Annotated in this window: 28 protein-coding genes; 23 read left to right on the plus strand and 5 right to left on the minus strand. The window is 34.0% G+C overall.

The window, feature by feature from the left end; genetic code table 11:
* The first annotated feature begins 2 nt into the window (after nt 1-2).
* The 6 genes from MHH46_RS11935 to MHH46_RS11960 all read left to right on the plus strand — a co-directional run bounded on the left by MHH46_RS11935 (nt 3) and on the right by MHH46_RS11960 (nt 2933).
* Nucleotides 3-236, plus strand: a complete 234-nt coding sequence (locus tag MHH46_RS11935; RefSeq protein ID WP_147614430.1) for a hypothetical protein — start codon at nt 3-5, stop codon at nt 234-236.
* 16 nt (nt 237-252) lie between these two features.
* The gene (locus MHH46_RS11940; protein WP_076189820.1) at nt 253-1044 is read left to right on the plus strand and encodes an AraC family transcriptional regulator; all 792 of its coding nucleotides are present in this window, start codon (nt 253-255) and stop codon (nt 1042-1044) included.
* The gene (locus tag MHH46_RS11945; protein ID WP_256717150.1) at nt 1041-1385 is read left to right on the plus strand and encodes a DJ-1/PfpI family protein; all 345 of its coding nucleotides are present in this window, start codon (nt 1041-1043) and stop codon (nt 1383-1385) included. Before MHH46_RS11940 ends, MHH46_RS11945 begins: the two co-directional genes overlap by 4 nt.
* Before the next feature lie 54 nt (nt 1386-1439).
* Nucleotides 1440-1901: a hypothetical protein gene (locus MHH46_RS11950; protein WP_405132607.1), complete on the plus strand. Its 462-nt coding sequence runs from the start codon at nt 1440-1442 to the stop codon at nt 1899-1901.
* A 48-nt stretch (nt 1902-1949) separates the two neighbouring features.
* Nucleotides 1950-2420, plus strand: coding sequence for an NUDIX domain-containing protein (locus tag MHH46_RS11955; RefSeq protein ID WP_076189822.1), 471 nt, complete (start codon nt 1950-1952; stop codon nt 2418-2420).
* 78 nt (nt 2421-2498) lie between these two features.
* Nucleotides 2499-2933, plus strand: coding sequence for a hypothetical protein (locus MHH46_RS11960; protein WP_081386269.1), 435 nt, complete (start codon nt 2499-2501; stop codon nt 2931-2933).
* Nucleotides 2934-2966: 33 nt separating this feature from the next.
* Here the strand turns inward: MHH46_RS11960 and MHH46_RS11965 are convergent, their stop codons facing one another.
* Entirely contained in the window at nt 2967-3926 is a 960-nt protein-coding gene (locus MHH46_RS11965) for a hypothetical protein (RefSeq protein ID WP_081387711.1), read from the minus strand.
* Nucleotides 3927-4060: 134 nt separating this feature from the next.
* Here MHH46_RS11965 and MHH46_RS11970 point away from each other — a divergent pair, with 134 nt between their 5' ends.
* The 4 genes from MHH46_RS11970 to MHH46_RS11985 all read left to right on the plus strand — a co-directional run bounded on the left by MHH46_RS11970 (nt 4061) and on the right by MHH46_RS11985 (nt 5557).
* Nucleotides 4061-4300: a hypothetical protein gene (locus MHH46_RS11970; protein ID WP_076189823.1), complete on the plus strand. Its 240-nt coding sequence runs from the start codon at nt 4061-4063 to the stop codon at nt 4298-4300.
* Nucleotides 4301-4719: 419 nt separating this feature from the next.
* Complete coding sequence (locus MHH46_RS11975) at nt 4720-4917, plus strand: hypothetical protein (protein ID WP_282579736.1); 198 nt, start codon at nt 4720-4722, stop codon at nt 4915-4917.
* Nucleotides 4880-5218 carry a hypothetical protein gene (locus MHH46_RS11980; protein ID WP_143762699.1) on the plus strand — a complete coding sequence of 113 codons (339 nt, stop codon included), beginning with the start codon at nt 4880-4882 and terminating at the stop codon, nt 5216-5218. The genes MHH46_RS11975 and MHH46_RS11980 overlap by 38 nt, the downstream gene beginning before the upstream one ends.
* A gap of 12 nt (nt 5219-5230) precedes the next feature.
* Nucleotides 5231-5557, plus strand: a complete 327-nt coding sequence (locus MHH46_RS11985; protein ID WP_076189825.1) for a YolD-like family protein — start codon at nt 5231-5233, stop codon at nt 5555-5557.
* Nucleotides 5558-5719: 162 nt separating this feature from the next.
* Here the strand turns inward: MHH46_RS11985 and MHH46_RS11990 are convergent, their stop codons facing one another.
* The 3 genes from MHH46_RS11990 to MHH46_RS12000 all read right to left on the minus strand — a co-directional run bounded on the left by MHH46_RS11990 (nt 5720) and on the right by MHH46_RS12000 (nt 8341).
* Nucleotides 5720-6547, minus strand: coding sequence for a hypothetical protein (locus MHH46_RS11990; protein ID WP_076189826.1), 828 nt, complete (start codon nt 6545-6547; stop codon nt 5720-5722).
* A 715-nt stretch (nt 6548-7262) separates the two neighbouring features.
* Nucleotides 7263-7793 carry a GNAT family N-acetyltransferase gene (locus tag MHH46_RS11995; protein WP_076130553.1) on the minus strand — a complete coding sequence of 177 codons (531 nt, stop codon included), beginning with the start codon at nt 7791-7793 and terminating at the stop codon, nt 7263-7265.
* Nucleotides 7794-8206: 413 nt separating this feature from the next.
* Nucleotides 8207-8341: a DUF2716 domain-containing protein gene (locus MHH46_RS12000; protein ID WP_081387737.1), complete on the minus strand. Its 135-nt coding sequence runs from the start codon at nt 8339-8341 to the stop codon at nt 8207-8209.
* Between the two features lie 665 nt (nt 8342-9006).
* On the opposite strand from MHH46_RS12000, the gene MHH46_RS12005 reads away from it, so the two are divergent.
* The 10 genes from MHH46_RS12005 to MHH46_RS12050 all read left to right on the plus strand — a co-directional run bounded on the left by MHH46_RS12005 (nt 9007) and on the right by MHH46_RS12050 (nt 16254).
* A complete protein-coding gene (locus MHH46_RS12005) occupies nt 9007-9282 on the plus strand; it encodes a hypothetical protein (protein WP_076189828.1) in 276 nt (91 codons plus the stop codon).
* A 34-nt stretch (nt 9283-9316) separates the two neighbouring features.
* Entirely contained in the window at nt 9317-9475 is a 159-nt protein-coding gene (locus tag MHH46_RS12010; protein ID WP_179086234.1) for a hypothetical protein, read from the plus strand.
* Between the two features lie 278 nt (nt 9476-9753).
* Complete coding sequence (locus MHH46_RS12015) at nt 9754-10632, plus strand: serine protease (protein WP_076189829.1); 879 nt, start codon at nt 9754-9756, stop codon at nt 10630-10632.
* Between the two features lie 318 nt (nt 10633-10950).
* On the plus strand, nt 10951-11562 hold the full coding sequence (locus MHH46_RS12020) for a hypothetical protein (RefSeq protein WP_076189830.1): 612 nt from the start codon (nt 10951-10953) through the stop codon (nt 11560-11562).
* A 213-nt stretch (nt 11563-11775) separates the two neighbouring features.
* Nucleotides 11776-12102 carry a hypothetical protein gene (locus MHH46_RS12025; protein WP_076189831.1) on the plus strand — a complete coding sequence of 109 codons (327 nt, stop codon included), beginning with the start codon at nt 11776-11778 and terminating at the stop codon, nt 12100-12102.
* A gap of 114 nt (nt 12103-12216) precedes the next feature.
* The gene (locus MHH46_RS12030) at nt 12217-12432 is read left to right on the plus strand and encodes a hypothetical protein (RefSeq protein ID WP_076189832.1); all 216 of its coding nucleotides are present in this window, start codon (nt 12217-12219) and stop codon (nt 12430-12432) included.
* A gap of 94 nt (nt 12433-12526) precedes the next feature.
* Entirely contained in the window at nt 12527-13060 is a 534-nt protein-coding gene (locus MHH46_RS12035) for a hypothetical protein (protein WP_076189833.1), read from the plus strand.
* A 129-nt stretch (nt 13061-13189) separates the two neighbouring features.
* Nucleotides 13190-13774 (plus strand): hypothetical protein, encoded by a 585-nt coding sequence (locus tag MHH46_RS12040; RefSeq protein ID WP_076189834.1) that lies wholly within the window; start codon nt 13190-13192, stop codon nt 13772-13774.
* 610 nt (nt 13775-14384) lie between these two features.
* Complete coding sequence (locus MHH46_RS12045) at nt 14385-15716, plus strand: SpoIID/LytB domain-containing protein (RefSeq protein ID WP_076189835.1); 1332 nt, start codon at nt 14385-14387, stop codon at nt 15714-15716.
* 109 nt (nt 15717-15825) lie between these two features.
* On the plus strand, nt 15826-16254 hold the full coding sequence (locus MHH46_RS12050) for a hypothetical protein (RefSeq protein ID WP_076189836.1): 429 nt from the start codon (nt 15826-15828) through the stop codon (nt 16252-16254).
* A 137-nt stretch (nt 16255-16391) separates the two neighbouring features.
* Here the strand turns inward: MHH46_RS12050 and MHH46_RS12055 are convergent, their stop codons facing one another.
* Nucleotides 16392-17351, minus strand: a complete 960-nt coding sequence (locus MHH46_RS12055; protein WP_076189837.1) for a hypothetical protein — start codon at nt 17349-17351, stop codon at nt 16392-16394.
* A gap of 224 nt (nt 17352-17575) precedes the next feature.
* Between MHH46_RS12055 and MHH46_RS12060 the strand changes: the two genes are divergently transcribed.
* The 3 genes from MHH46_RS12060 to MHH46_RS12070 all read left to right on the plus strand — a co-directional run bounded on the left by MHH46_RS12060 (nt 17576) and on the right by MHH46_RS12070 (nt 19548).
* Complete coding sequence (locus MHH46_RS12060; protein ID WP_076189838.1) at nt 17576-17830, plus strand: hypothetical protein; 255 nt, start codon at nt 17576-17578, stop codon at nt 17828-17830.
* Between the two features lie 217 nt (nt 17831-18047).
* Nucleotides 18048-18920: a hypothetical protein gene (locus tag MHH46_RS12065; protein ID WP_076189839.1), complete on the plus strand. Its 873-nt coding sequence runs from the start codon at nt 18048-18050 to the stop codon at nt 18918-18920.
* Between the two features lie 109 nt (nt 18921-19029).
* The gene (locus MHH46_RS12070; protein WP_076189840.1) at nt 19030-19548 is read left to right on the plus strand and encodes a hypothetical protein; all 519 of its coding nucleotides are present in this window, start codon (nt 19030-19032) and stop codon (nt 19546-19548) included.
* Nucleotides 19549-20533 lie beyond the last annotated feature (985 nt).

Genomic DNA, 20533 nt, shown 5'->3' on the forward strand with positions numbered 1-20533 from the left:
ACATGGATACAGTCTTATCGCTGAATGCTGTTCCTGTTATACTTCCTCCTCTCAGTGAAATGATACTGGTCTGCGACAAGCAGCTTACTGGTAATACTTTAAAACTTTTAGGGCGTATTTACCTGCCAAAAAAATCTTTTTTTGTGCCAACTATTGCTCTTTGGTTCTTGCGTAAACGAACAAATTCATATTATGTTCTTAGTATTACAGCAGCTATAGTGCTTGGCATTCCATGACGACAGGGAGAAAAACATGAATATTAAATATCAGCATCGTGACCAGGCGTTTCACTCCTTTATTTCTACCAATAACACTTATCCTCTTCATCTACACAAAAATGTAGAGATAACAATGGTTTTGTCCGGCAAAATCAATATCAACATCAATGGAAAAGAGTATGATTTGTCTGAAGGAGACATAGCGATTATTTTTTCCAATCAACCTCACAGCTACAAAACTCTAGAGAAAAGCCAGATCCTGCTGTTCTTTTTTGACGCCACTTTTCCGGGGGATTTTGCAGGGGATTTGCTTAATCATGTTCCGGATAACCCTATAGTTACGAAACAAAAGGTGCTTCAAGATCTGTTGGCAACCTTGTATAAACTATATAAAGAACAATGTGATGTTCGTCTGCTCAAGGCTTATACCTCTGTAGTATTAGGGCACGCGCTGCCGTTACTGCTAATGAAAAAAGTAGACTATAAAAAAGAAATGGATCTCGTCCCCAAAATCCTAGCTTACATCGACATGCATTTTTTAGATCACATAAATCTGAATACGCTTTCAAGAGAGCTTGGCATTAGTAAATTTATCATTTCCCGAATCTTTTCTGAGCAGTTTCACATTTCATTTCGTGATTACATCAATGGCCAACGGGTAGCCTTTGCTCATATGCTGCTGTTATCCACTACCCATCCGGTCACGGATATCGCGTTTGATTCCGGATTCAACAGTTTGCGTTCTTTCTATCGTGTTTTTAAAAATGAATACGGGATCACCCCCAATGAATTTCGCCGAAAAGCATCGAAGGAGTGTGTAGAATGAAAATGATGAGGATGGCTTATATTCTATTTGATGGGATGACCACGTTAGATTTTGTTGGTTTTTATGATGCGGTTACCCGGATGGGAGTTCTAAAGGCGATAGAAAATGTATCGTGGGATTTTTGTTCCAACAAGGAAGAAGTCACGGATGATCGAGGATTGACGTTGAAAATAAACCAGGTTTCCCCTGATCTGTCAGCCTATGATTTGATATTTATCCCTGGAGGGTTATCGACTCGACAACTTAGATTCGATACTAATTTTATAACATGGATTCAGACTAAGAGAAAATGGATTACCCATATTACAAAGACAATTAACCCTTCCAAAGGGAAATCATAACTATAATATATGGGAATTAATGATATAATTATCCAAAGTGAAATAATTAAGGTGATGAATAGAGGTGTAAGTATGTTGGACACAAATAATAGCAATAGAATGCTGGTAACTTTTCCTCATAGTAAAAAATATCCTTATTTAACTTCATATTGTTTATTAGCCAATGCTTTATACGTAGGTTTGAATGTGTTTTTTGATCTTAGTGTTTATTATTATTTATTTTTTGTCCTGCCAGTTTTTCCTTTTCTATTTATTTCGTTAAAAAGTCAAAAGGAAAAGCATAAACTTGAAGTACTAGATGATAATGTAGTAATTGGTGAAACAAATATTACGTGTGGTTCCTTGAAAAAAATTGTGATTCATAATCCTATTTCAATATTTTTTCATATAATTCCGGCTCGAAAAAAGAAAAAAATAATTACGATACAGGTAAATAAGGATGAAGCAAAAGATATTTTTACACTATTAAATAAATGGGCACAAAAAAATAGTGTGGAGATCGAAAAACAATATTAGAAGAGCCACTTAGTCCCAGAAGAGATGTTGAAGATATGAGGTGTCACGATGAAGATAGGAAAACCGATTAGAAAGAAGGTATACGGATTTATTTTGCAAGACAATGAAGTTGGAGAAAAGACTTTATTAGTCTATCTTAATGAACCAGAAGTACCCTTTAGATTAGTAGGTGGAAATGTCGATGCCGGGGAAACAGAAGAAGAAGCGTTATTCAGGGAAATTCAAGAAGAAAGTGGACTTAAACAATTTAAATTAGTAAAGAAAATAGGCACACAATATTATTATAAGGATTTTATAGATGCGAATGTCGAAAGACATGACTACCTTCTAATTCCAGAAACGAGATTACCTGAAAAGTGGAGCTTCACTGGAGAAGGAGAAGGTGAAGGTGAAGACTGTGGGACTATTTTTAACTACCAATGGATAAATCAAGATGAAATATACTTATTAGATAAAGAGTTTAGAGAATACATGACGGAAGATTACATGCAAGAATTATTCAGCAAGGTAAAAAGGTAATCCATTTAAACCAAGTGCGAAATGATGATTTGAAAAATCGGCTGTAAGTATAAAAAGCATAAAGATGGTGGGATTGTTTTGCGTGCAGTTAAGCCTATAATGTTATGGTTTATTTCGACGATTTTATTCACCCTGGCAGCCTTTGGATTGGAGCTTTGGGAAGGAACTAAAATAAGTACAACAGAATATTACGGTTTTCAAAACATTGGGTTTGCTTTTATTTTTCTGGTGTTCCTCTTTTCAGTTCTTCTTTACCCGGTTATACTGCTTCCTTTATCATGGGTTATTCGAAAGATAGTTAATCCTTTAGTAAACCGCATAATGATATTCTTATTGAGTGGTATTGCGGGATATGGTTTCTTTTACGAGGTGTACGATGAACGCTTTATACGGGAATACCATTTGAATAGTAGTACAGCTATTATTTTTTTCGGTATTGCTGGTTTCATCTATGCTCTGGTGGATTACTATTTTGAGTCGCAAGCCATTAAAGCCGAACAAAATCCCTGCTAACCGTGGCGGCCGGCAGGGACGTTATTTTTTAATCTAAGTATTAGGTAATTTGTTAACCTCGTCAGTAAAGGCTTCCAAGTACTGGGTGAATAATCCTGTATCTATTTTGGTGGTTGCATCATTTGCAATAGGAGGCGTATCTTGGATTTGTTTGTACATACGATCCATCTCACCCGTGAGCTTAGCCCAGATGCTTTTAATTGAATCATATTTTGCATCAAGGTTGCTGATATAACTATCGTATTCCATTTTTTGAATCATAGCTTTTCCTAATTGCTCGATTGTAAAATCTATATCTATTGTTTCACCCGTAGAGCCAGTTCCTGAACCTGCATACCAGCTGATATCAACAAATCCATCATTCCAAATATCTGAAACGACAAAATTACTGATTTCTTTAAGCATCGCTTCAGGAAACTGTTCAGTTGTACCTGCATTACCTGAATCTGAAGTATTAATTACAGGTTCCTTGAAGAGTTTCCTCACTTCGTTAAATGCATCCTTATCTTTGTCATTAGACGAATACCCCCAACCAACTTTGTCATTTTTAATAAAAATGATAAGTTCGCTATTGGAGGAAGACTTCTCACCTTGGATAAGCACGAGTTTATCTTTTCCGCCATCTTTGTCCGTATAATCAGCTGTTTCAATTACTGTAGGATTCTTAAGTTTATTATTCTCGGGTGTCTCAGTAGATTCAGCCATTTGGAAAATGGGTTGTACATCTGGAAGTATATTTTCGGATACGAATTTCTTTTTCGCTTCGATATCTGAACCATTGAGGAAAATCTCTACATAGTTGAGAGCCAGTTTCTCGGAAGCTGTAAGTTTCTTTTTTGGCTCAGGAGTGGGCTCTGAAGGGCTGGCTGTTGCTTCGGACGGTATAACTCCTGTAGACGTTGTATTTTTTTTCTCTGAATTTGTTGTGGAACTACCACATCCTGAAAGGATTACAATAGTTGCCACGATACATAAAAAAGCTTTTTTGTTCAATTTTATATCCCCCTAAATCTGCTAATAATTGCTAATTAATTCTACCAGATATAGGAATAGTAATCTATGAATTATAATTTATGGCGGAACCAATATATTAGATTAGCGTGTTTTATTTGTCGGAGGTGAGCATTTTGCTGAAAGTACTAAGAGTGTGCGGTATTTTATTCAGTGCAGCAACAATCATTCTGGGAATCACATTTTTCCGCGGCCAGGATCAAGTGATAGTGTCTTGGACTATGCTGGGGATGTGCGGAGCTTTAATATTTAATGGAGCGGCATTGTATTTGAAAACGAAAGATAAAATGGCTGTGCTATCCTCGATTGTTGGGATTGTATTGTTAATAGTCTCGCTTACTCAGTTTCCTTTTTAAAAATTAAAAACAGCCTCGTCAACCTTAATGGGTCGGCGGGGTGTTTTTACGTTTTTTCCCTTTATATTTATTTCTTTTTTTTCTTAGTGGGTCCGATCTGACGTCTTACCTTATCGTTCTCATCTACCTCAATAATATAAATCTCCTTCACTGTACCGGAGAGAGTAAACCATTCACGCATAGCTTCAGCCTCAGTCATCGGTCCTAATATTCGTTTCCCCCTATAACATATAAAAAACACTCATACTCCTTAGTTTGTTTGCGGAAATGCAATAAATGCTTATAGAACAAATTATAAACCTGAGCGATGACTTTGTATGTAATAATTCATGCCTGACGGGATATTTTTACATTGATTAACGCACGTACGTTTGGTTATAATACAAACAAATGTTCTTATCCTTGGAAGGTGAGTAATTATGCAAATAAGCATCGGTCAAACCATTGAAATAGTGTATCAAGATAAATCAGGTAAGATATCTCAACGGAAAATTGATGTGAAAGGGATTCGTGGGGGATATATTCGCGCAACTTGCTTATCAACCGGAGCACCGCGCGTATTTCTGGAGGCTAATATTCTTGCTTGGCAGCCTGTGCAAAAGAAGCGCTATGCTTAGTGACACCGCCCGAAAGCTACTAATGATCATGCGCCACTCTGCCGTGCATCATGCTCATATGCCAACTTTACAGGAGTTAGAGATCAAGAGTGGACGGACACCAGATAAGATCATTAGTGGGCTTAGGGAATTAGTTAACGAAAAATATATAGAATGGACCCCACACACTCCACCCGAGAGCGCCCGAATTATTGAAGGCTGGGAAAGGATTGACCCTAGGTTTAAAAAGAGAAAGTCAGAGCCACAAGAGCTCCAGTGGGGGACAGATGGTAGTAAAACGAATTACTGGACGGATTATTAGGAGGGCAGCTTCATGATGAAAAAATTAGAGAACGTATGGGAGTGTAGCAGAATGATATTGCCTGAACATAAAAGCAGGATTATAGATGACAATAATGAACAGGAACGTCGTGAAAAACCCACTCTAGATCTACAGGAGATAGAGCGCTTTGAAATATTGTTATATCGTTCTATGGAAGAGCACAGCCCGATTACACTCACTCTGTTTGATCCCATGGAGAATATATTAGAACGAGGTATCGTGATGAAACTGGATAAACAACAGGGAATTAAACTCCGCTGGTCGGAGGAGGAGTGGGATTGGTTCAAGATGGAGGATGTTATTGCAATAACTACATAATTCACTTCATAAAAAACAGGTTAGGAGCAATCTCCTAACCCGCGCTGTACTTCTGATGTTAATGTTCTGCTCCGTGGAATAAGACAACTGGTGAGGTACTTGGCAGTGCTGGCGCAATGCTGACGATAGTGAGGACCAACAATAAAGAGACGGCAAATTTTTTCACAGAGACTCAACCCTTTCTTTGAAATTTATTATTTTCTCTTCAAAATCTTTAATCTGAGTAGCATCAGCACATGAACGTAATGATTCGAAGTATACTACTGCTTGTTTAAAGATTTTATCAGAGTTTGTGACCTCTGCAGAATCTAATAATTTCATGCTATATTTGATAGCTGTATTATAATCTTGAATTTTTGTTTTATATCTGATCATATTAATAAAAAAAGTTTCTTGGTAGGAATTTATTATAATTTCATCAGCAGCGGTATCCTCAAATTTTGAAATACTATTAGAGAAAAGTTCTAAATGAGATTCAATGTTTAAATTGAAATTAGTAGCTGTTTTTAACAAAGTTATCAGTCCCGGTAGAACTTCTTTAGTGTTGGATAAAAGGAAAGAAACATAACGATCTATGAATTGAATATTTCCGGAAAGCACTTCTACTTCTAAGAGATTTGGCTCTGATATGTACTTATAATAGGCTACCTCATTTAATCCTTCAGCATCTAATCCCTTGAACCAACTCAAATCACTGTAAGCTTTAATGTAAGTTCGAGCTTTATCATAATTTTCGATTTCTTTGTGGGCTAGTCCCAACATAAGCAAGCTGTATCCATAATAATAAATTAAAGGTCGTTGGTGTTTTAGTTCCAGTTCATTATTGTGTGTGTAATTATTATAAATTTGAGTTATTCGGTTGAAAAAGGTATCTGCTAGTTTTAGAAGATTGGGCCAGCTTTCAAAAGAATATATCATTTTAAGAACTTTTACGGCTGGATCAAGATCTAGAAGATTTATATCTAAATCTAAATCGATATTTCCATCCAACGGCCTCACCTGCCTTTATTTTACATAATATACCTGTATTATACAATGTAATCAATAGATGGTCAATTAAGTGCTCCATATAAAAAATAGATGATTAATAGGGACCAATAGAGTAAATCTATCCATTATTGCGCCATGATGTGTGCCTGGGAAAGCTTTGGTAGTAGTAGATTACCGCTCTAGATGGCCACATAAAAAGTCATATAGATTATGTAATGCCTCAAGAATAGCAGCAGCTACGACATAAACTAAAAGGTTGCTATTGATTAAATCATTTACCGTATTATGTTTTGTGAGTATAAACTGGAAGAATGTGTACATCGCAATTGTTGCATATGCCGCAACCTTGGAAATATTAAATAACTTATCAAAGATCATTAACAGTGCGTCCACCTCCTTAAGGAATAAATATTATCAATAAATATCTAATTTAAATATCTGTATGCAGAAGCCCGGAGCTGCTGGCAGAAGGCGGCTAAACTCGATCCGGAATCGGCTGAGGCTAGGAGAGTCTGTCTAGCCTTCTACGTTTGGAGGATGTGACAACAGTTGCTCTACTTAATACACAGTACGAAGATACAGATGATTAAACGAGTAGGAGTATCCCTACTCTCCCAAAAGCTATGACGAAGTAGACGCAAACTATTCATTTAGTTGAGCAACGTGAAGTAAATAAAAAGCCTACACCATAAAAATGTAGGCCCACCATTAAAAGTTACTCTGTTACTAATTTTGAGAAAATGCTTAAATCAATAAACTTTCCTTTGGACTTTTCGCACTTTCTCATTGTTCCTTCGAATGTATAATTTAACTTTTGCAAAACTCTGATGGAATTATTGTTTTCGGGTTCGACTTTTGCTTCTATCCTGTTGAAATTTAAAGTGTTGAACGCATAATCCATCAGAGATTGTATGGCCTCAGGAGCATATCCCTTGCCCCAATAATCTTTACTAATATCGTATCCGATCTCTGCTTTAGCGTTTGAAGAATCTATAGAATTATAACCGCAGGAACCAATTATGCGATTTGATTCTAACTCAATTATGGAATAACGAATAGCTTTGCTTTCCAAAGACAGGTTATTAAGAATTTTAATCATTTCTACTGCTTGGCTTTCCTCAGTGAAACTATTGATATTCATAAACTTTGTAACCTCTGGATCAGACCAAATGTTAAACAAACTAGCAGAGTCAGATAATTTCATTTTTTTTAATATTAGTCTTTCGGTTTGTATTTCTGTAATCAATATATTACCTCCATTATCTATTTATTTTGGGGTTAAGATATCGATATCTGCGCATAGTTCAGTCCCTTCAATATTTAATTCAACACTATTATAACGTAAGAGTTTTTTTATGTCACAGTACGAAGATACAGATCATTCAAGGAGTAGGAGTAACAGATAGGACGTAGTTGACACATACTGCTCACTAGCGAATTCCAAAAGAGCTCGTTTTGAGGGTTCCAATATAAAAACTAACAGCTGTCTAAAATAAAGTACTAGACTATAGATGGTTTATTGAACTAACGTTTCCCTTTAATTTAACCTCTTCTGATTACATTACCAAAGATAGCAGGTTTGTTATTTGCAAATGCCTGTATCGAATACTTATTTATTAGAGTGACGGAGTTCTCCCATGGATGAGAGAAATAACACCATCATAAATCCTTAGGAAAAAAGATGTAATAATCCCCATTAGGGTAGAAGGGAATAGTCCATTCCCGCTCTCCGTTTGGTAAATTCGGGTTGAACCAAAAACATTCGCGATACCAATATAATGCAAAAAAATGTATTTATATCTATAGAACATGCTTTTAAATACATGCCTGCATCTCTCTTCGAAATTGGATTTAGCATTTCAGGTACCTGTTAAAGAGAATGTTATAACTTCTTCTTCTGATAAGGTAATGCTTGGCCAATACTCGGCTTGATTACCCGAGGAAGAATCATTCCATATCCATAGGTATGATCGATTGGAATTTCCATCTCTCTAGTTTCGATTTCATAAGTCTTATCATCTATGAAGTCTACAAGTGAATGAATAGGTGTTTCCATAACATCTATTACTATTGATCTGTCAATATCAAATTCTAACTATTTCTCACGGTCATTTTAGTACGGATCTGTCCAGCCCTTGTAGTAAAACATATGTATTTTTCATTTTCGAACATAAAACCATTATGTATTAGATCTTTTAATATATCAAAGAAGTATGTCTGAACAACGATAATATCTTTTGTTAGAGTATTTTATTTAACATTTAAAGTTCTTGTTAAAACAGAATCAAACATCGAAATAATATTCTTATCTTTAATAGCCTCTTCTAGCAGTAATGAAAAGTAAATGGGATCTCAAACAAGCATTAAAAGATAGATTAGTATTTGGAGCTTTGTTACTTAAATAACAAACACTTTATTAATAAACATAAATATAACAAAATATAAAAGAAGGTAAGATAATGAAGACAACTCAAGTAACGCGTGAAAAATTAACTCCAATTGAAACGTTGATTAAAAGAGCTTCCATAGCCGTATCTCTTGCGACTGGTGGAGATATCAGATGTAAGGAGAATACAGGTTTAGAGCTCCGTAGAATATTCTTAGAACTCGTTGAAGATGGAGCGTGGGAAGCATATAAAGGAAATGGGGAATTTGAAGATGGCAACTCAGAAATGCATGTGTCTGAAATGTCAGACCGTTGGATTGCTAGAAAGTTAATTCAGGATTATGAATAATTCAAAAAAACGTAAACGAAAGGTGTTGTGAAAAATGTATCTCAAGAATCAATATGGTCAATTCTATCAATACTCCAAGGGGTTTGGAAAGTGGGTTGAAGATTTAAAAGAGGCAACACTCCTCACACCAGAAGAAGCAAGAGGAACACACTTTCATAAATTTAATTCAAATCAATATATAGAAGTAATTTAAATAGAAAGGGAGATGAATACATATGAAATAATTAAACTAATTAAACGTAACGGAGAAGTAATCTTAAAAACTACTGGCGATAATCTAAAGGTGTTAGAACTTTGTACTTGCTTTGCAAGCATGATTTTCTTTACTTCGCAAGGAAATACAGTGGAGATTCAAGTTAGTATGTAATTGATCAAATGATAATTTCATAAGGGTATATATGAAGGGGGATTAATTATTTGTTTTCTGCACACACTATCCCAAAATAATTAAATCAAATAGGGTGTGATCAGATGTATAATTTCTCAGAAGAAGAGATTCAAAAAACTTTGGAATACTGGACTCCAGAAAGAAAACAAAATGCCATACCCATAACTCTTCCTAAGTACCAACTAGAAGATGAGGGAAATAAGAAAACAAACATAGACGACAATGATCAATTTATTATTCAAAGCAACACCTCTAACATGATTCCACCATTAAATGCAATTGGTACACCTTTCCCAGCCGATGAAACTCAGTTCCCATATCATGTTGCAGGAAGGTTCTTTTTAACAATAACTTTAGAAAACGGAACCTTTCAAGATAGTGTTGGTTCAGCTCAATTTGTTGGGCATTGTAGTATTATTTTAACAGCTGCACATTGTGTGAGAAATTCTGTTAATGGACAATATTACAGTAATTTTCTTTTTAGTCGTGGTTATGAAAATGGAAATGGAGATGATTTCGGGATAACGAGAGTGGCAACTCTCGACGATTATGTGGGTAGTACCGGACAAACCAGAAGATCCTTTGATTATGCCTTCGCTTTTACCGACAGAGCATTTAACGATTGGATAGGTATTCAGGCGAACAATCCACATAACAGTTTTCGAGCCATTGGTTATCCTCTAAATTATGGAGCGGGTGAGAAATTGTATGCTGTTGATGGAACAAAAGGTACAGTTGAAGGTAACACTGCTGTAATGATAGGGAATCCTTATAAAAATGGCGGGTCAAGTGGTGGAGCATGGATAGCTAACTTTTCAACTGAACGAGACGGGCTTAAGAATATAGTTGTTGGATTAAATAGTGGGAGCATAGTTGATTCGAATGATAAAATGATAAGTCCAATATTTGCACAGAAGACATTTGATTTGTTTAATCAAGTTATGAACAGAGAACGTTGCTGAGAGAGCAACGATTTAAATTAACATCTCAAAATACAATTTTTCTTTGTAGTGTACTAAAAATCCATCGGCGACACTTTAGACATCGAACTGTTCCATTCATGGCGGCTCGGAAATGTTAGTCATTTTTAAGATTACATGAGAAAGTATATAAATGTTCTATATACTTTTCTCTCTTGTGATTTGATAAAAACCATATTTCCTTCAATGTGGTAATTACACTTTACAGAATCTAAATATATTATCATACTGAAGACACCAGCTATTAAATAATTACAGCAAATCCCACAGCCGATGTGGTTAATATGGAGTGTTAGCAATATGAAAAAAGAGTTGATCAAATATATCATAAGGTATTCTTGCGTTCCGATTAGCATTATTGTTTTTGGTCTCGCTATCTATCCGGGTCTATACAAGTATGATAAATTAGATCAAAGTTTACCTGTTAAAATAAATCGAATTACTGGAGATACTAAAATTCTTACTCTAAACGGTTGGCAAGATGCAAATGACTACGACTATGCTTTAGATTTGTTTTCTGAATATAAGCAACAAGTAATTGACGCTATGCAGAAACAAAATGATTCTATTGTAGATAGTGTATTAAATAGTGTTTCAGTAGAACTAGAGAAAGCTAAGGATGAAATATTAAATACAAACACAACTAAAACGATAAATCCTACATATGAAGACGGAACATCAGTGTTTGACGCTGACAGAACAGAATTAAATATAAATTTTTCTAATGACGATGCAAATGTATTGAAATTTGGTCTAGGGGATACAAAAGAGACTGTAAAGAAGTCAATGGGTACACCAAGCAGTATTATAAATAGTGGAGACACTTGGTTTTATGGATCTTCAATGGTGAATTTTAAAGAGGGCATTGTAGAAGGATGGAACGATTTATCAAATAAATTGAACTTGAAATGAAGGCAGAATAATTAACCTCATAAAAATCGAATTTGATCATAACAAGTTTGAATATTTATTCGGCATCGCGTTTATTGATGTGGTATTTTTTTACGAGAATATTCAAAGGAGTGAATTAATCTTAGCTTTTATAATTATATTAATAAACATATACAAACAAATATGATTGTGATATAATGTATTTATAAAGTAATACATAGGAGGCAAGCAAAAATGAAATTTGAAAGAGGAGAAGCGTACAGCATCAACTACGGAAATGTAACGAAAGCTGTAACTTTCGTATCTTCGAATGATGGAATAAATATGTTCTTTGATATTAACGGTAAATTTGCTTTGACAGATTCCTTTATAAAGAAAGGTTCTATCAGTATCGCAGAAATGGATACAGATTTTAAGTCAAATACTCATTTTATAAGGAGTGAAATAGAATGGCAAAGTGTAAAGTTTGCGAAAAGAAAATCGATACTAAGAAAGAATCCTATTATAAATTCGGCAAAGAGTATGTTTGTCAAGGAGACGATGAAGAGTCTACCTGCGTGATTACCTATTGTTACAGCAAGTTAGTTGAACCAGAACAAGGATAAAAAGCTGATAAATGAGTGAATTTATAAGGAGTGAATTTATAAGGAGTGAATTTATAAGGAGTGAATCAAATTGTCGTATATATATGATACACAGGTTATTTACCACAATCTGCGTGAAGACCAAATGACCCATTTTACTTGGAATGGTGAGAAGTTTTATAGAACTCTTAAAGGGAAGCCAAAGAAAGAAAACAGTGAAGGAAAGAGAGTTTTAATTGCTGAAGAGGAATTTCAAAAGACCCAGCAAGATTACAACTTCGCTTTTGGTATGAAGTTGGATATTTAAATAAAATTCTTGTTTTATCATCATGTTAAGCTTATTGCCTATTACCTTTATTTGGATTAAGATATCTGTACTACTAGAATAAAGGGGAATATATATGAAGAAAGTTCTTTTACTGTTGATGATGTTTGTCGTTTTGATTCCATCACAAGCGTTAGCATCTGGAACAATGACAACAAGTGAGATCGAAAGACTTTATTTTGAGAACTATAAAACTCAGGTAAAAGAAGTGAAAGAAGCCCAAAATAATCTTAACAATATCTTAGGTAAAGAAGTACGAGAATTAACTGAGAAAGTAAAACAATCAACGGCAAAATATAATAGCACCGTAAAAAGCAAAGCAAGTAAGACTGTAATTGAACAAGCCAAAGCACAACGAGATAAGGACAAAAAGTCATTAGCAGCAGCAAAATCTAAATTAACTAAGGAAATAAATGTGCGTAAAAAAGAAACAAATCAAGGATTAAAGTACATAGCTGATCAAAAAGCTTCATTAATCAAATATATAAAAGATTACAACGCTGGCAAAACAAAAGATAACCAGCAACAGTTTAATGCTAATATTCTCGGTTCTCTAAATTCAATAGAACATTCATTTAATGAACTGATTGATTATTTAACCAAGTTATAATTTTTAAAAGGGAGCGGATTAATTTGCTGTCTTTTAATTGCATATTTGATTGAAACTTTTTTATAGTGGAAAGTAAGAACATAAAGTTAAAGAAGCGAGGACAATCTAATGACATAGATTTCTGTAGTTTTGGCTTATAATGCTTTATCAGTTGTTGCTGATAGCAGATCCACAGCAATTTATCCATCAGATGGGAGAGTTGCTTATATAGAGGAAGTCGTTGCTAAAAAAATTACTGCACATTCGGAGTTTGTTTTTTCCGCAATATCTGGTAATGGTGATTCTGCTCGGAAATTTGTTGAAGAATCAAAATTTGAAAAAAACGTCATTAATTCTCATGGCTATTTCATTCATGGCAATGTTGAAAATTGGTTTCAAAATTCCACCGATGTTATTCAGCAAGAACATAACTACAAATTAATTTTTGGAGGACTATCTTCCAATAAAATTTTATCAGTTTATAGTTTTGACAGCGAGGACCAAATATTGGGGATTATGAAGTATGATGGAAAAAATATGGTTATTGGTTATTTTCATACGAGAAATATTGTAAAAGGATTGCCAGGAGAACTTTTTGGTAGAATAGTTAAAGAATTTTTCGATGGAACCCCCGAATCCATTGTAAAAGCACAAAAAGAATTGAATTATAGAATTGCTGATTTAGATGAAACCGTGGATAAAATTACATCTGAATTTATTATAGATCTTACCTAGATAAATTTTTATAATTCCTAGCGCTTAGTGGATAAATCACTATGCGCTTTTTATTATCGCGAAATATGCTAATAAATTATACCTTAATGAATATCTACCAACAGCTCCAGACAAGTTAATAGTAGGCGATGAGATAGTAGTATCATGGACAACTGAAGATTTCAATAATGAAGTATGGGAAAATATTCGTTTGATTAAGTTTATTAACTAAAGTAGCATATCAAAAATTTCAAGTGAATCTAATTCTCCTTTTTCACTGGATCATAGAAAGAAACGACAAATTGAGAATATATGAATATGATAAATAGATTATGAAATCAAAGTGAAGGGATAAAAGATTAATATACTCCAACTTGCGACTATTTATAGCAATATATTACAAAAAAGGTTGACTTTATGAATTCAACTGGTTTAATATAGTAATTGTTACATGATTAACATTAATTAATAAAAAAACTATTCTAGTTAATTTATGCTTATTCGATATTTATACTAACTAAAGTATCGAGTTTTGTAAGCTAAAGTTACAGGAATATATAAAGGAGGGGCGACTACATTTTTTGCTTGAACTAATACATTACTAGTCCAATTAATAGGAGGAATAGATTTCATGCTAAAAAAGTTTAAATCTATTTTAGTTTCGTGTAGCATGGTTTCGCTACTAACTATCTCACTATCAGGTAATGCACTTGCAGCAGAAACATCCAGTTCAACTAATTTAGCTAGTAATCAACTACCAGAGGTAATATCTAATTACACAGAATCTATTAATAATAAAGATTGGGATTCATTCGTTCATACTTTTTCACCCGACATTCAACAATATTACAAAGAGTTTCCTAGTAAAGAACAAAGCAAAAACAAAACAGGAATTCTATCGGTAGATTCTATTAGTGTATTTGAGGCTAAAAGACTTCCTTTAAATAATATACTAAAAGTAGAACCGTATTTTGCCGACATTAGCTCAGACTATACGGATGTCGAATACTACTATGTAGGCTTTGATTATGAGGTCAATAATGAAAGCGATTTATTTTATAATGGAGTTAAATATCAGTATATCGCAACGGGAAAACTTAATGGACAGGAATACATCGTTGGGCAAGAAAATGTATACAACTTTGACGAACTTTCTTCTATAGGTTATTCATTTAATTCAGAGGCGGAACACCAAGCAAACAACATTATTAAAAAACGTGAAAAAGGAAGTATTGTTAACTTTGAAAATAAAACGATCCTACAAAACACAGAAGAAGATCTAACAAAATCAGAAGATAACGAAGTGATTGAGGAAAAAAGTTTGGATTTAGATCGGGATCTTTCTCAATCCATTAATATTAAGAACCCGCAAGAAAGAATAGACTTGGAAAGGGCAAATATTGGTCAGAACAAATCGAGCAATATTCAGCCTCTAAGCGCTACAAGCACCCCTTCGACCTTTAAGTTGTATCTCACTGGTACAGGAACCTTAATCAATATCGGATTTGATGCTTATGCTAAAGATGTCTTACCTAATGAGTGGTATGGATCATGGAAATCAGAAGCATTAAAAGCTGGTGCAGTAGCAATTAAGTCTTATGCATGGTACAATGCAACTTATCCTAGACTTCCTGCAACAAATTATGGCGCTCATTTAACAGACAAATGGGAAAATTACCAGCATTATGTGCAAAATTCTGGACAAGGTCAAACTGCAACAAATGCAGCGGTAAGTGCAGTGTCAGGAATTTTCATGGTTAATTCTGCTGGGAATGTTTTTGATACTCAATATAGAGCAGGTACTCAAGGTGACATTGGTACGGCGTGGGGCGGTGTTCTTAGCCAATGGGGAACACAATATATTGCAACAAATTACCCAGAGTATACCTACTATACGATTTTAAGCTACTACTACAGTTATTCGGATAAGAGCAGTGGATTAATAAAAACTGGAAACTATTAATTGAAATAATACTAAGAAACGTCAAACGAATTGTGTTTGACGTTTCTTAGTATTTACTCTTATAGTAGTAATGAATAATATTTTACATTTATAGAAGGAGGTAAAGGTTATGAAAAATAAATTGACCTACCAATTTCTGGTGTTTTTTATTTTTCTTGCAGCGTGTTCTTCTGATCCTTTTACTAAAAATCAAGATAATGTCTCTTCTCAAGTTGGTGATACAGTACCCGTAATATCGAATGTTAAAACTAACTTTCCCAAAAAAGATGGTTGGTACGTAGTCCCTAAGAATAGTACTGAACTGGATGTTTCTTTAGAAGCCACAAACGTTGAAACGGTCCTTTTTTGGGTAGTCCCAACGGGTACAGATGCTTGGGGGGAGAGAGAGCTTATCGGTTATGATATAAATGGAGAAAATGGTTGGAATCTAACTTGGAATATATCTGGGATATCATTGCATCATCGAATTGCTATTCAAGCATTAGGGAGCGATGGGAAAACAATCGCCAATGAAACGATACAAATTACTAACGAATAAATCACGATTGTTATAGCCCACTCATTTCCAATAGGAGGTCAGTTGGGCTTTTGTCTTACAAAGAATTGATTACATTGGAGCGGTAAAAAGTAAGTCGATAAAATGCTTATTTGATTCCCTGAATAAGACATTGCTCATTAACGAATATAAGTACCCAAACCACTCTCTCCCCTAATACATATTTCAGCTAACGCTGGAATACTAGAATAATAGGGATCACTGAGATCTTCTTCTGTAGGAGGCTGTGCAGAATGATCGTAGCCATAGATGTGCATCTGTTCATGAATTACTGTCTCGGCCAACATTTCAACTGAAATGTTATCCTGAAAATTTATCCAGATATCATGACCTCCGATTAGAGCACAGCCTAAAACATTCTCTGTCCCACACGGACAATTATCATTTATATCATGATAGTTGAATTGAGTTTGACCATATACACCCTTAACTGCAAGTAGGATTTCTGGGAGTGAATTACAGGTACTACTTTTTGACAATATAAGTTCGTGTGCCTGAATTAATCGGTTCTTTTGATCATCTGTTACATTATAGGTTATATTCGTATAATGATTAATTTCGTAGTTGTTGAAAATATCCGGTTCAGCTTGATCTGATGAAAATAAATATACGCTAATTTTTCCTTCATTAATTAGAACTGGTATTTCACCAACAAATCCTTTTTCCCGTGCATATACATCTACAGCTCTATGCCATGAAAGAGGATTTTCTATGTCGGGACTATTTACGTTCCCAACTAAATCTTCAGCCTGAAGCATCTGAACTGTACATTTAAATTGGATGTATTGATTATACATGGAAGGATCGAGAGCGAAAATTGGTATAGCTCCATATCCTTGCATATTGCTTTGACTAAAAATATCTATTACATTTCGAAATGCTGCTTGAGGTAGCGAGATGTCAGTATTTAAACCATCGTGGGTAATTAATTCGGCACCATCAGTTTTGATTTTTAAAACTCTTGTTTTAATACCCTCTATAGGATCTTCTATTATGGGAATTGCAGTTAAAAAATCTGATGACCTGTTTTTCTCAAAGTACTCATAAACGCCAATAAATGGCTTTTGGTAATCATACATATTTAAAATCCTCCGTCCAAATATTTTCTGTTACAATTCCCCCCTTCATAGATAACTATTCAAGATTATTATAATAGTGTAGAACACTGTAATTGTTCAGAAATAATGAAGATAAAACCCGTCTTTCATCACCTATAATCACAACACACAGTCACAACAGGCCTCACTTACGCGATTTCTGACAATGTGCTACTATTGCAGAAAGAGCTAAAGGAGGCGTTAAAGTGGCTTATAAAACGTGTAGGGGTGAAATACTGATAAGTGCAAGAATGATTGTTAAGTCCAAGGGAATCAATGAACTTACAATTAAAGAAATGGTTGAATTTATGAAAGAAAATAACACTGTATACAATGAAAGTACAATAGGCAGTCATATCAGATCTAGATGTTGCATCAATGGAAAACGACATCATGCAACTGTTTATAACGATTTTAGAAAACTTGATAATGGAAAATACGAACTGATTAATTTTAATTAGAACGAGTGCTAAGTGAGAAGTTCACTTAGCATTTTGTGTTTTAATAATAAAGATGAGTTGACACAAATGATGAAAGCAAAAAAACGCATGAAAGAATGATTTATTGAATGAATAGAAATCTAACTCTTTATTAGGTTTGTTAATTAAAAATCGCTCTTACACTCAGGAAAAATCTGCTATAATTTACTACGTAAATTACATACGTAGAGGTGCAAGAATGATGATTAAAGGTTTGGATGACAGGAGAGGGCAGCCCTCTTTATTTATACTTAGAGATAGTATTAAGATAGAAGATATGGTTGATTTGAAAGTTGAGCACGATTCAGTAAAGGTTTTTTGGAAAGATAAGTACTTGTGTATAATCCCAAAGAGGTACTCCATTGATATAATTAACAATTACAATATGGCAATGGTGAAAAAAATCAAAGTTATGGCTGTGACGTTAAATTTTGAGCTAGAGTGTATGACTGATGAAGATCTAAATCGGTTCAGAATAGATAAGATCGTAGATGCTGCTGTAGAAAAAGCGAATATAGAAATTGAAAAGCATATACGGCGCTTTACAGAATTAAGTGAGCAGAAGAGAAAAGAAAGAATAGAACAGGACGAGATAATTAATCAAGCTAAGGATATTGAGTATGTTATTTCTACTGGAGCTTTTAAAACATTAGCAAGGCTGTACGAGCCTAACATGAATAATTATAATGGTATTATTTCAAGTATTCTAAATACATTTAGCGACACTTCAAAACAACAAAAGATATATAATTTATTAGATAGTTTAATTGATAAAGAAATTCAAGCAAAGAGAAGCATAAGAGAAAATAAAATTCTGAAAATTGTCAACCAGAATAGACAACTCTCACCATTGTTAGACAATTATATCGCTGATTTAAAAAAGATGAGAATCGAGTCAGAAAAATTAAGAAAAGAACGAGAACGAGATGTTTTGTTAAATAGAAAACCGTATGTACGAGAAGCAAACTGCTGGAAATGTCGTGCGTATCTTACATCAAAGACACATTTAAAGTGCTATGGTTGTGGATGGTTAAAGTGTTCTTGTGGAGCTTGTGGGTGTAACAAATATTAATGAACTTAATAGGTGAAAAAACTGGCTCAATTAGACAGATACATAACGTAAGCACCTATAGGACAACTGAGAATTTATAATTTAATATGAAATACCAGGAGGAACACTGATGGGATTTCTCGAAACGTTTGTTCACACGATTAGTGGAGAAGCTGCAAGAACTATTACTGAGAACCTTACACAAAAAGAAATAGAGAGAATAGAAAGAGCTAATAAAGATCCTGAAATATTGGAATTAGAGAGACAAATGGGAGTGAAAATTGCTTCAATTGAGAGGCTTTCCATAGCTGAATCTTATGAAGTTGGTTTGAAAGGTCTTAAAATATCTCGTAAGCAGTTAGATCAAAAGATATTTAGTGATGCCGAAAATGAGTTACAAGAAGCTTCAGTGATTGTTACAACTATCGAAAGCAGTGTTAGAGAGTACATAACTAAAGGTCAAAGGTATGGTTTGAACGATAGTAGATTAATAGAGTCGCGTATAGCAATAATCAATAAAATGTTTAGATTATTGAATGAGAATCTTTTGTTGAATCCTTCACAAGCTACAAGGTTGCTATATTTAAAACAGAGACTTGATGAATCAAAAAGAAAACTTTTGAAATTTCTCAATAAAGAATACTATTGAAGAAACCTAATGTAGTAGTGACCAATCTCAATATAAACGGTATTCTTTATGAAATTCTGATTTTATCTTGTGAAAGAAATTGTGAATTAGAATAAAAAGAGAATAAAATATCATTCTATCAAGATTTTCACGATAGAATGATATGTGACCCCTCCATTTCTTAGTAAAAGACTTATTTCACTTAATTATACGCAACTTAATTTCATTCTTGACTGCAACAATTTCTTCGCAATAATCATTATACAATTGTGTTTAATAATCCTTGCTTTTCAACTTCTCTTACTCCTATATGTTCAATATCATAACAAAGTCATTTAATCATTTCACTTGCTCTTTTTATCCTCTTAGCTTTTCTTCTCATAATCGCTTCTACTTCACTCATAGAATTAACTCCTTGTAAAAGAATCCTTTTACCAACTTAACTACTCCAAACCTGTATCTTAACAGTTCCACACTTGGAGCAAGCAAATAATTGATGCTGTTTTGGCTCTTCCCAAGTGTCTCCTCCAGATATCACTTTTATTTCATTGGTCAATCTTAAACCGATAAAATCATCCTCTTCTTTATACCCTTCTATGTGAGAGTCTTTTTTTGTTTTTTCGTGTTACGAATACTTCTTGATTTTTTGACATCATGTAGTAAATTGAATTGTAGAGGTGATTTTTATTGGTCGGATGATAAAGATATTCTTTATGTAATGACTTATACTTTAAATGGTGGGATAAAAAGACTGTCCCATTATCTGTTTTTCAAATTAATCAATGGATAAAGAACTTTAAAGAGAAGACTGTATTTATTACATCTACAGTTTTGGATTAAATCCAGAATTAGTTGTAAAGTACATAATAAACTATCAGAACACAGAAAAGATATTTCAAGTATACAAAAGATAGAAGTAGAGTTTTTAAAAGAGGCTTATGAAAATAAGACTATAATAATTAAGATTGATAAATGTGGTACAGTTTGCACTACAGAATCACTAAAA

The sequence above is a fragment of the Paenibacillus sp. FSL H8-0175 genome (assembly GCF_045040615.1).
Classification (GTDB): domain Bacteria; phylum Bacillota; class Bacilli; order Paenibacillales; family Paenibacillaceae; genus Paenibacillus_AQ; species Paenibacillus_AQ odorifer.

What these genes read in the sequence shown, in the direction of transcription:
- MHH46_RS11935 (WP_147614430.1), top strand. Translation starts at nt 3, where the DNA reads ATGGATACAGTCTTATCGCTGAATGCTGTTCCTGTTATACTTCCTCCT.
- MHH46_RS11940 (WP_076189820.1), top strand. Translation starts at nt 253, where the DNA reads ATGAATATTAAATATCAGCATCGTGACCAGGCGTTTCACTCCTTTATT.
- MHH46_RS11945 (WP_256717150.1), top strand. Translation starts at nt 1,041, where the DNA reads ATGAAAATGATGAGGATGGCTTATATTCTATTTGATGGGATGACCACG.
- MHH46_RS11950 (WP_405132607.1), top strand. Translation starts at nt 1,440, where the DNA reads ATGAATAGAGGTGTAAGTATGTTGGACACAAATAATAGCAATAGAATG.
- MHH46_RS11955 (WP_076189822.1), top strand. Translation starts at nt 1,950, where the DNA reads ATGAAGATAGGAAAACCGATTAGAAAGAAGGTATACGGATTTATTTTG.
- MHH46_RS11975 (WP_282579736.1), top strand. Translation starts at nt 4,720, where the DNA reads ATGCAAATAAGCATCGGTCAAACCATTGAAATAGTGTATCAAGATAAA.
- MHH46_RS11985 (WP_076189825.1), top strand. Translation starts at nt 5,231, where the DNA reads ATGATGAAAAAATTAGAGAACGTATGGGAGTGTAGCAGAATGATATTG.
- MHH46_RS12005 (WP_076189828.1), top strand. Translation starts at nt 9,007, where the DNA reads ATGAAGACAACTCAAGTAACGCGTGAAAAATTAACTCCAATTGAAACG.
- MHH46_RS12010 (WP_179086234.1), top strand. Translation starts at nt 9,317, where the DNA reads ATGTATCTCAAGAATCAATATGGTCAATTCTATCAATACTCCAAGGGG.
- MHH46_RS12015 (WP_076189829.1), top strand. Translation starts at nt 9,754, where the DNA reads ATGTATAATTTCTCAGAAGAAGAGATTCAAAAAACTTTGGAATACTGG.
- MHH46_RS12020 (WP_076189830.1), top strand. Translation starts at nt 10,951, where the DNA reads ATGAAAAAAGAGTTGATCAAATATATCATAAGGTATTCTTGCGTTCCG.
- MHH46_RS12025 (WP_076189831.1), top strand. Translation starts at nt 11,776, where the DNA reads ATGAAATTTGAAAGAGGAGAAGCGTACAGCATCAACTACGGAAATGTA.
- MHH46_RS12035 (WP_076189833.1), top strand. Translation starts at nt 12,527, where the DNA reads ATGAAGAAAGTTCTTTTACTGTTGATGATGTTTGTCGTTTTGATTCCA.
- MHH46_RS12045 (WP_076189835.1), top strand. Translation starts at nt 14,385, where the DNA reads ATGCTAAAAAAGTTTAAATCTATTTTAGTTTCGTGTAGCATGGTTTCG.
- MHH46_RS12050 (WP_076189836.1), top strand. Translation starts at nt 15,826, where the DNA reads ATGAAAAATAAATTGACCTACCAATTTCTGGTGTTTTTTATTTTTCTT.
- MHH46_RS12055 (WP_076189837.1), bottom strand. Translation starts at nt 17,351, where the DNA reads ATGTATGATTACCAAAAGCCATTTATTGGCGTTTATGAGTACTTTGAG.
- MHH46_RS12065 (WP_076189839.1), top strand. Translation starts at nt 18,048, where the DNA reads ATGATGATTAAAGGTTTGGATGACAGGAGAGGGCAGCCCTCTTTATTT.
- MHH46_RS12070 (WP_076189840.1), top strand. Translation starts at nt 19,030, where the DNA reads ATGGGATTTCTCGAAACGTTTGTTCACACGATTAGTGGAGAAGCTGCA.